The sequence below is a fragment of the Gemmata sp. genome (assembly GCF_051859125.1).
In the GTDB taxonomy this organism is placed as follows: domain Bacteria; phylum Planctomycetota; class Planctomycetia; order Gemmatales; family Gemmataceae; genus Gemmata.
This window is the reverse complement of the sequence record NZ_JBHYGG010000013.1, coordinates 71727-81462: the sequence shown is the minus strand read 5'-3', so window position 1 is coordinate 81462 and position 9736 is coordinate 71727. Positions and strand designations below refer to the sequence as shown.

Below are 9736 nucleotides of genomic sequence, written 5' to 3'. Positions count from 1 at the left end.
CCGGGCGTGGGGGCCGCGTGCCCCCGGCGCCCGCCGCTCGGGCTCGGACCAGACGCGTCCCGCACCCGGGATACGCCTCAACCAGCCTCGGCGTCAGTCGCGCTTGCGGCCGCGGAAGTGGGTGTGGCACGCGACGCAGCTCACAGTCATGTCGAGGTACGCAAGGGTCGCCCCGTCGAGGTTCTTCGCCTTCGCCTTCTCGACCAGAGTCTCGGCGCTCCGCTGGAACACGCGGGCCTGCAACTCGTACTCCTCGGTCTTGTACGCCCGGAGGAACTCGGTCGCCTTGCTGATGCGGACCAGCGAGGCGGCGCTCTCCTCGATCGCCTTGAAGTCCTCCCTCGCCAGCGCCTCCAGCAGCGCCTGCGACCGCTTCAGCTTCACCTGCATCACCTGGGCCTCGTTGGGCAACTGCGGCGGGTCCTTCTTCGCGTCGCCGGCCTGCGGGGCCGCGCCGCGGCCGTGGCCGGTCGCCAGAGCGAACACGGTGGCGAGCGCGAGGGCGAGCGTTCGGGGGTGCATCATCGGCGGCTCCTGGACGGGCTCGGCGGGCCGGTGCGGCCGCGAGCGGGGGTGCCCAATGGCGGTTCGAAAGCGTTCCCCAGAGCCCACAGCGAAGCCCGTGCCGCGACGCTCCACCGGGCCGCGAACGCTCGCCGAGAATTTTCCGCGGCTAATTTGGACTTCTCGATCCTGATATGCATAATCGAGACGCGGCGGCCGCTGTGCGGTCGGCCGCTGGTTCCGCTCGGCCCACGAACCCGGGAGGTCTGCCGTGGAAGCGCTCGCGACTATCGGGATGGGGTTGGTCCTGGCCACCTGGCTGTACGGCGGCAGCGTACTCCTGTTCCGGCGGTCCCGGGCGGGGTGACGTTCGGCCCCGGCGGCCCTGGATTGCGCGGCGGGTTCGGCTACACCAACGGTGTCCGCACACACCGCCGGGGGCCGCCATGGCACGCGACGACGACGACGACCCGCTCGGCCCGGCGCGGCTGCTCCTGGTCACGGCCCTGCGGCTCGCGAACAAGGCGGCCGCGGCCGACGACCACAAGGGGTGCTACGAACTGCTGGCCTGCGCCGCCCGACTCGCCCGCAAGGTGAAGGGGCTGGGCGAGGTCGCCGACTTCCGGCTCGAACGCGCGCTCGACGAGGCGGAGAACGCCGGCGACCCCGAGGAGCAGGCCCAGGAGCTCCAGGGCGCGTTCGAGGGGCTGCTCGGCGACGACGACGACCCCGCCGAGGAGCCGGCGGTCCTCGCCGACCCGCTCGCGGCGGTGCAGGCGTTCATCGGCATGGCCATCTCCATCGGCGCGCCCGCGTACAACACCGGCGACCACCAGGGGTGCTACGACGTCTACGCCTGCACGGCGCGGATGGCCCTCGCGACGGTCCCGGCCGCCCCGCCCGAGGCGCGGGCCAAGCTGACCGAGGCGCTCGAACGGGCCGCGGCGCTCGACGACCCGAACGAGCAGGCGTGGGCGATGCGGAACGGGTTCGACGCGATCGGCGAGATGGGCGGCCCGGCGCTGAGCAACCGCGAGGTGCAACTGTACCTGTCGCTCGCGATCCGCCTCGGCGCGCCCGCGTACAACGCCGGCGACCACCGCGGGTGCTTCGAGACGTACGCGTGCGCCGCTCGGTTCCTCGTCAACGCCCAGGCGGTCCCGGACGCGACCAAGGAGGCGCTCCGGGCCGCACTGGAGCAGGCCAGCACGCTCCAGAACGTCACCCGCCAGGCGTGGGTGATGCGCGAGGCGTTCGACGCGCTGCTCCCCAAGGCCGCCGACCCCGGCGCGCCCGACCCGCAGGCGTAGCCCCTGCCCTTCCGCCCCGCACCACCAAGGAACTCACCGTGTCGCACACCCGCCGCTTCGCCGCGCTCGCACTGCTCGCGCTCGTTCTCGGTTCGGCCCGGACGGGGGCCGGCGACGCGAAGAAGCCCGCCGGGCACGCGAAGGAGCAGGAGGTCCTCACCCCGGCCGACATGAAGTGGCAGCCCGGCCCGTCGTCGCTCGCGAAGGGGGCCGAGGTGGTGGTGCTGGAGGGCGACCCGAGCAAGGACGGGCCGTTCGTGATCCGAATCAAGCTCCCGGACGGGTTCAAGGTGCCGCCGCACACGCACCCGAAGGACGAGCGCGTCACGGTCATCACGGGAACGCTGTACCTCGGGCACGGGGCGAAGTTCGACGAGAAGGCCGCGACCGCGATGCCGGCCGGCTCGTACGGCCGCACCGGGGCGGGGATGAAGCACTTCGGGTGGGTCAAGGGCGAGACGGTGCTGCAGCTCCACGGCACCGGCCCGTGGGCGGTCGAGTACGTGAACCCGGAAGACGACCCCCGCTCGAAGAAGTGACCGCCGGCCAGGCGTACGCATTCGGGTCCGCGGCCCGCCAGGCCGCGCGCATGCGCGCCAGTGCTGCGCGCCAGAACCGCAAGAGGTCGTACCCGCCGGCCCGGAGCGCGCGGCGGTGGCCGAGCCAGACCGCCAGCGTGACCCCGGTGAACAGCACGCGGTCCGCGGCGGCCGTCGCCCACCGCAGCGGCCGCGCCCGGCCCCGGCGCAGCACCGCCAAGCGCTCGCACTGGAAGCGAATGTGCGGCACCTCGTCGGCCAGGATCTGCCGGCACACGGTGCGGAGCACCGGCGACCGCGTCGCCCGGCGAACCGCGGCGTAGTACAGCATCGCGTGCGCCTCGACCACGACGACCACCGCGGCCCACACCTCCATCCGCGGCAGCGCGTACCGGAACGCCCGGAACAGCGCGTCGCCCCAGTCCCACGTCTTCACTGGCACGCCCGCGAGTTCGAGGAACCGCCCGAGGTCGCGGCCGTGCCGCTGCTCTTCCGCGATGAACAGCCGAACAGCGGCGGGGAAGTCGGGGTCGCCGACCCGCTCCGCGTAGCCCGCGGCCGCCGCGAGCAGGTGCCGGCCGTCGGACGTCTCACCGAGTTGCCAGGCGGCCAGCGACCCGGCGACCGCGTCCCGCTCCGCGTCCGTCACCCCGGCCCCGGCTCCCCACGGGACCGGCAACAGCCGCCGGGCGTTCGCCTCGAAGTACGCGACCCACTCGCGGGAACTCCGCACCTCCGGGCGCCCCGCCGGGTCGGGCTCGTGGCCGTTCATGCGCACTCCAGTTGCTGGAACAAATGACTTTGCAATGCAAAGTAAAAGGCCCGAGAACTGGCGGGGCGACGCGCCCCGCCGTTGCACTTCGGTTCACGCGAGTCCGGGCCGCGGCTTCCCCTTCGCGGCGGCCGGCTCGTCCGCGGCCGCGTCGCGCAGCACCCGTTCGAGTTGCCCGAGGTACTCGCGGAACCGCGTCCGCCCCGCGGCGGTCAGCTTGCACCTCGTGTGCGGCCGGCGACCGACGAACGCCTTGGTCACCTCCACCAGCCCCTCGGAGGCCAGCACGTCCAGGTGGCGGCTGAGGTTGCCGTCGGTGAGGGCACACAGCCGGATCAGGTCGGTGAACCCGAGCCCGTCACGGTGCGTGACGAGCGCGGTCAGGATGCCGAGCCGGGCCTTCTCGTGGAGCACGCGGTCCAGCCCCTCGTAGGCGAACCGCCCGTCGGTTGCGTCACTCATCGCCCGCCCCCTCGTTCCGGTCGGCACCCCGCCACAGGGCGAACGAGCAGGCGAGGTGCCCGGCCCCGAACACCGTCCCCACCTCCCAGCCGTTCGGGGGCGCGCCCGGCACCCACCGGACCGCCAGCGCCGCCCCGGCCGCGACGTACCCGAGTGAGACGCGCCGGATGCCGCGGGGCAGGTGCGGCGACGCGGCGAGCAGCCCGAGGCCGAAGGTGGCGGCCCACACGCCCGGGAGCAGGCCGACCAGGTCCGGCGCCCGGGCCACCGCCGCGGTGACCGCCGCCCCGGTCAGCACGCACGGCAGGAACTGGAGGACCATTTGCCGGGTGCGGCGGCGGGCGAACCCGTCCTCGCGGGTCGCGTAGGCCTGCGCCGCGGCGGCCGTGCCGGTGAGCGCCCCGGCCGCGGCGACGGCGACCCAGAACCACACGAACCCGGCCCCCTCCGCCGCCCCCGGCACCGCGGGCTGGGCCGCCGCGGCGCCGAGCGCGAGCAGGCCGATGGCCGCGACCGCGGGGACCCGGAACCCGTGGTACACCTCGGCCCGCGACAGGTGGTTGTGGATCTGATCGAGCCGGTCGAGTGCGTCGCGGACGTGCATACCCGTTCCCCCGGCCGAGCGGTGCCAGGAGAGTATACTTTGCAACGCAAAGCAAAGTCAAGGGGCGGCTACTCGCTGATCTCGCAGTTCGGGCGGGCCTTCAGGAACTCGTCGAGGCCCGGGCGGGTCACCGCCGCGCCGCCGATGTACAGCGAGGTGAGGTTCGGTAAGGCGGCCAGTTCGCGCAGGCCCGCGTCGGTGACCCGCGTCTCGCGGACGGCCAGCGTCTTGAGGTCCTTGAAGTGCAGCACCTCGCGCATCCCGGCGTCGGTCACCTGCGTCTTCGACAGGTTCAGCGACACGAGGTGCGTGAGCGCCGTGAGTTCCCTGAGGTCGGCGTCGGTGCAGGCGGTTGCCCGCAGGTGGACGCCGACGACGGGCGCGCCGGGGAGCCGGTCGTCGCGGGTCGCGATCCCGCCCAACTTCCGCACGTGCGCCTCGGCCCGGTCCTCGGGGGCGCGCGAGCACCCGCCGGACGCACCGACGAGCGCGACGAGCGCGACGAGCAGCAGGGGCCGCGTCATAAATGGCCCTCGAACAAGGAGCCGGTTCAGTTCAGAGTCACGAGGCGGCGGCCGGTCTGCCACCGCTTGCCGACGGGCCGGTCGCGGACCACCTCGTTGTACAGCGTGTCGCGCTCGACTGGCACCCGGCCCGCCTCCTCGATCAGCCGGCGGAGGTCGGCAACGGTCATCTCCTGCGGCGAGTCGCTGCCGGCCGCGTGGTAGATCTTCTCGTGGACGACGGTGCCGTCGATGTCGTCGGCCCCCCAGCTCTGGGCCACCTGCGCGACCTTCGCCGTCAGCATCTGCCAGTACGCCTTGATGTGCGGGAAGTTGTCGAGCATGAGCCGCGAGACGGCCATCACCTTCAGGTCCATCACCCCCGACGGCTTCGCGATGCCCTCGCCGAGCGGGTTGTTCGACGGGTGGAACGCGAGCGGGATGAACGTCTGGAACCCGCCCGTCTCGTCCTGGAGCCCGCGGAGCCGGAGCAGGTGGTCGATGCGGTGCTCGGGCCGCTCGATGTGGCCGTACAGCATGGTCGCGTTCGACCTGCCGCCCAGCTCGTGCCAGGTGCGGTGGACGCCGAGCCACTGGTCCGCGTCGGCCTTGTAGTCGCAGATCTTCGACCGCACCTCGGGGTGGAAGATCTCGGCCCCGCCGCCCGGCAGGCTCCCCAGGCCGGCGTCGCGCATCTCCGCGAGCAGCTCGCGGGTGGGGCGCTTCGTGAGCTTCTCGAACCAGTCCCACTCGACCGCGGTCCACGCCTTGAGGTGCAGGTCCGGGAACTCGCGGTGGATGTTGGCGATGATGCCGAGGTACCACTCGTACGGCAACTGGTGGTGCAGCCCGCCGACGACGTGCAGCTCGGTGCAGCCCCGCTCGGTGGCCTCGCGGGCGCGGCCGAGGATCTGCTCGTCGGTCATCACGTAGGCGGTCGGCCCCTTCAGGTCGGACCGGAACGAGCAGAACGCGCACCGGTACACGCACACGTTGGTCGGGTTCAGGTGCGTGTTGACGTTGTAGAACGTGACGTTGCCGTTCTTGCGCTCGCGGACGAGGTTGGCCAGTTCGCCGAGGGTGAACAGGTCGGGCGTGGCCTCGAGCGCGAGGCCGTCGTCGAACGTGAGGCGCTCGCCCGCGTGGACCTTGTCGCGGATCGCGGCGAGCTTCGGGTCGGTGGGAGCGGTCATCGGTCGTGCCCCTGCGTGGCCGGCGGAACCCGGCCTGTTGTATTTCCCCACCCGGTGAACCGCAATCGGCCCGCCGGGCGCAACCCGCGGCGGGTCCGGCTGGCGCGCTGTTGGGCCTTGCACATCGGCGGGTTCCCTGAATGATAAGGGGCAACCGCTTCCCCGTGGATGGCCGATGAACCCAGACGACCCGAACCCCGTCCGCCCGCCGTCCGGAACCGTCGGTCCCGAGCCGCCCCCGCCCGAGCCCCCCCCGGACACCGGCACCCTCGCGGCCCCCGGGGGCGGCCCCGTGTTCGGCCGCCCCGATCCCGTCGCGCCCGTCGCGGCGGGCGCGCACCCCTCCACCGGCACGTTCGTGCCCCAGGAGGGCACGGTCGCCGCGCCGTCGGGGGCACCGGCGGTGGGCGCGCCGCCGGCCCCCGGCGAGCGGTTCCCGCCCGGCACCCTTCTGTCCGGCCGGTACCGGATCGTCTCGGTGCTCGGCAAGGGGGGCATGGGCGAGGTGTACCGGGCCGACGACCTCACGCTCGCCCAGCCCGTCGCCCTGAAGTTCCTCCCCTCGTTCTTCTCCGCCGACCCGGCACGGCTCGACGGGCTCCGCAAGGAGGTCGCCGCGGCCCGCCGGGTGTCGCACCCGAACGTGTGCCGCGTCTACGACATCGCGGACCACCAGGGGCAGCCGTACCTGACGATGGAGTTCATCGACGGCGAGGACCTGGCGTCGCTGCTCAAGCGCGTGGGCCGGCTGTCCGAGGAGAAGGCCCTCGAGGTGTCGCGGCAGATCTGCGGGGCGCTCGGGGCGGTCCACGACCAGGGGCTGCTGCACCGGGACCTGAAGCCGGCGAACATCATGCTCGACGGCCGGGGCCGGGTCCGCCTCACGGACTTCGGGCTGGCCGCGGCCGAGAAGACCATCACCGGGATCGAGGTCCGGTTCGGCACCCCCACGTACATGGCCCCCGAACAGGCCGCGGGCCGGGAGGTCACGGAGCGGAGCGACGTCTACGCGCTCGGGCTCATCATGTACGAGCTGTTCACCGGCCGCCGGGCGTACCGCGACGCGCGGCGGGACGCGGCCCCGCCCACCCCGTCGTCGGTGATCACGGGGCTGAACCCGGCGGTCGAGCAGGTCATCACCCGGTGCCTGGACCCGGACCCGGCCCGCCGGCCCCAGTCGACCGTCATGGTTCTGGCCGGGCTCCCGGGCGGCGACCCGCTGGCCGAGGCCCTGGCCGCGGGGGTGACCCCGTCGCCCGAGATCGTGGCCGCCGCCGGGGTCAAGGGCACCCTGAAGCGGGCGCACGGGCTGGCACTGCTCGCCGCCACGGTGGTGTGCCTGCTCGCGTTCCTGGCGCTGTACGACCGGGTGATGCTGGTCGGGATGGTCCGGCTCCCGGAGCCCACCGACGCGCTGGCCCGCCGCGCCCGCGACGTGTTCCAGTTGGCCGGGCTCGAGGACCGGTCCGACGCCTTCGGGTACGACCACGACCAGCAGTTCCTGCACTACACCGGGTTCGACCCGGACGACCTGTCCGGGTGGCCGGAGTGGGTCCACAAGCGGCCGGTCGCGCCGATCTACTTCTGGTGCCGGCAGTCGCCGACGGCGTTCGCCCCGGACCTGTTCTACCCCTACGCCGGGTCGCTGGAGCCCCCGCGGGTGTCGTGGAGCGACCCCAACGCCCTGACCCCCGGCATGGCGTCGGTGAAGGTGGACGTGAGGGGCCGGCTGATCGCGTTCGTGTCCACCCCGCCGGACCTGGACCGGGACGCCTCGGCCGCCCTCCCGCCCCCCCCGGTGCTCGTGTGGCGGCAGTGGTTCCACAAGGCCGAGTTCGACTTCCTGCGGTTCAGCGAGGCCCGCCCGGAGCACATCCCGCCGGTGTACGCCGACACCCGGTACGCCTGGACCGGGACGACGGCCCGCCCAGAGGACCTGCCGGTCCGCATCGAGGCGGGGACGTTCCGCGGGCGGATCGTGTGGTTCCAGGTGGTCGCGCCGTGGACCCGGCGGGACAGCGGGGACCCGACCGAGGGGGTGCAGGACCAGGGGGCCGCGGTCTCGCAGTTCGAGCTGTTCGTGCCGCTCCTCATCGCCACGTTCGTGCTCGGCCCGCTGCACCTGAGGCGGGGCCAGGCCGACGCGACCGGCGCGTTCCGGCTCGGGGCCCTGGTGTTCGTGATCCAGATGAGCGTGTGGGTGTGCGAGACCCGGCACCAGGTCCAGGGGTACGCCGAGTTCCGCCTGGAGGTCCGGGGCCTGGTCCTCGGGCTCGGGTTCGCGCTGTACTGGGCGGCGCTGATCGCCGGCGCGTACCTGGCCCTGGAGCCCCTGGTCCGCCGGTGGTGGCCCGAGGCGGTCATCTCCTGGACCCGGCTCCTCGCCGGGCGGTGGCGGGACCCGCTCGTGGGCCGGGACCTGCTCATCGGGGTCCTCGGGGCGCTCGTGGCGACCGTGGCCGCGATGATCGGGAACCAGCTCCCGCACTGGCTCGGGGAGCCGGCCGCGGTCCCGTGGTGGGACTGGTGGGTGCCCAACACGCGGGTCCCCGGGTACTGGACCGGGAACCTGCTCATCACCCTCGTGTACGCGTTCCGCACGGCGTTCTTCTACAACCTGCTGCTCCTGCTCCTGCTCCGGCAGGCGCTCGGCCGCCCGGTCCTCTACGGCGGCGCGTTCGTGCTCATCTGGACGCTCCTGAAGGCCCACGACCAGCGGCTCCTGAACCCCGACTGCCCCGGCGGGTGGCTGTCGGCGACCCTGGCCCTCGTGTTCCTCGCCGTGGGCAGCGCCATCATGCTCGGGCTGCTCATCCGGTACGGGGCGCTGGCCGTCATCGTGGCCGCGTTCGTCATGAACGTGCTGTGGTACCCGATGCCCATGGACATCGATTCCGGGATCTCACACAGCGGGGTGCTCATCCTCATCATTGTCCTTGCGATGGCGGCCTTCGGGTGCCACACCGCCACCCGCCACCGGGCCGACGCGGGGGACTGAGCGGGCGGCGCCGGGGGCCGGTTGGTCCGGTTGCGCGGGCGGGGGCCCGGCCGGCCCCCGCCGTTTGCCCCCGCGGGGGATCAACTTGGCGAATCGACCCGGCCGATAACCCCGGCAGAACCACTCCGTTCTGTATCACCCGGTGAAGGCCACACGCCATGTCCCAGTTGAGCGAGACCGTCGCCGAGAAGCTCGAGCCCGCCGCCGCGGCCGAGTTGACCCGCGTCCTGGACCTGCAGGCCCGGTGGGAGAACATGCGGGGCGCCCCGGGCGGCGCGCCCGGGTTCTCGACCCCCGACCTGCACGGCCGCCAGAAGGCCTATGACGCCTTCCGCACCCGCCTCGCGGCCTACACCGCGAGGCACGCCGCCCCGCACCTCCCCGAGGTGACCCTCAACACGCCCGAGCGGGTGGGCATGTGGTGCCGGGCCGCACGGGCGGTGCTGCGGCGGGCCGGGCAGGAGCCGGTCGAGTACCCGGCCCACCTGATCGCCAAGGCCCACCGCCTCGCCGACAAGGTCGCGGCCCGGCTCGGCAAGCCCCCGGCCGACCGCGAGGCGGCCGCGACCACCCTCGCCGCCGCGGTCCGCAACCTCGACGCGGTCGTCGAGTGGTGCGACCAGCTCGCCGGCCCGTCGCTCAAGCTCGCCGGGGCGCCGCGGATCGCCGGGAAGATCACCCCGGCCGAGCCCCGGGCCGAGGCCGCCTGAGCCAAAAACCGACCGTCTCGCGGTTCGGGTTCAAGTTTCAAACTTGCTGATTGGCGTCGGGGGGGGGGGGACCCCGCCCCCCCCCCCGCCCGGCCCCCCCCCGCGCCCCCCGGCCCCACCCCCCCGAGGCAGCGCGTGGCC

Annotated in this window: 10 protein-coding genes; 4 read left to right on the top strand and 6 right to left on the bottom strand. The window is 73.4% G+C overall.

The annotated features are described in order from the left end of the window. Window positions 1-93: 93 nt before the first annotated feature. On the bottom strand, window positions 94-525 hold the full coding sequence (locus ACTIGN_RS02605) for a hypothetical protein (protein WP_439621037.1): 432 nt from the start codon (window positions 523-525) through the stop codon (window positions 94-96). Between the two features lie 425 nt (window positions 526-950). On the opposite strand from ACTIGN_RS02605, the gene ACTIGN_RS02600 reads away from it, so the two are divergent. Both ACTIGN_RS02600 and ACTIGN_RS02595 read left to right on the top strand, forming a co-directional pair. Continuing rightward, window positions 951-1814, top strand: a complete 864-nt coding sequence (locus tag ACTIGN_RS02600; RefSeq protein WP_439621035.1) for a hypothetical protein — start codon at window positions 951-953, stop codon at window positions 1812-1814. Window positions 1815-1852: 38 nt separating this feature from the next. Further along, window positions 1853-2353 carry a cupin domain-containing protein gene (locus tag ACTIGN_RS02595; RefSeq protein WP_439621033.1) on the top strand — a complete coding sequence of 167 codons (501 nt, stop codon included), beginning with the start codon at window positions 1853-1855 and terminating at the stop codon, window positions 2351-2353. On the opposite strand, the gene ACTIGN_RS02590 is transcribed toward ACTIGN_RS02595, so the two are convergent. The 5 genes from ACTIGN_RS02590 to mqnE form a co-directional block, all read right to left on the bottom strand. Further along, window positions 2262-3125: a ferritin-like domain-containing protein gene (locus tag ACTIGN_RS02590; RefSeq protein WP_439621032.1), complete on the bottom strand. Its 864-nt coding sequence runs from the start codon at window positions 3123-3125 to the stop codon at window positions 2262-2264. The genes ACTIGN_RS02595 and ACTIGN_RS02590 overlap by 92 nt on opposite strands. 93 nt (window positions 3126-3218) lie before the next feature. Further along, window positions 3219-3587: a transcriptional regulator gene (locus tag ACTIGN_RS02585; RefSeq protein WP_439621030.1), complete on the bottom strand. Its 369-nt coding sequence runs from the start codon at window positions 3585-3587 to the stop codon at window positions 3219-3221. Beyond that, entirely contained in the window at window positions 3580-4191 is a 612-nt protein-coding gene (locus ACTIGN_RS02580) for a hypothetical protein (RefSeq protein WP_439621028.1), read from the bottom strand. Before ACTIGN_RS02580 ends, ACTIGN_RS02585 begins: the two co-directional genes overlap by 8 nt. A 68-nt stretch (window positions 4192-4259) precedes the next feature. Beyond that, window positions 4260-4715, bottom strand: a complete 456-nt coding sequence (locus ACTIGN_RS02575; protein ID WP_439621026.1) for a hypothetical protein — start codon at window positions 4713-4715, stop codon at window positions 4260-4262. 26 nt (window positions 4716-4741) lie between these two features. After that, window positions 4742-5887, bottom strand: a complete 1146-nt coding sequence (gene mqnE / locus ACTIGN_RS02570) for an aminofutalosine synthase MqnE (protein ID WP_439621024.1) — start codon at window positions 5885-5887, stop codon at window positions 4742-4744. A 175-nt stretch (window positions 5888-6062) separates the two neighbouring features. Between mqnE and ACTIGN_RS02565 the strand changes: the two genes are divergently transcribed. After that, on the top strand, window positions 6063-8885 hold the full coding sequence (locus tag ACTIGN_RS02565; protein WP_439621022.1) for a protein kinase domain-containing protein: 2823 nt from the start codon (window positions 6063-6065) through the stop codon (window positions 8883-8885). Window positions 8886-9043: 158 nt separating this feature from the next. Beyond that, window positions 9044-9595, top strand: a complete 552-nt coding sequence (locus ACTIGN_RS02560) for a hypothetical protein (protein ID WP_439621020.1) — start codon at window positions 9044-9046, stop codon at window positions 9593-9595. The last annotated feature ends 141 nt before the right edge of the window (window positions 9596-9736 follow it).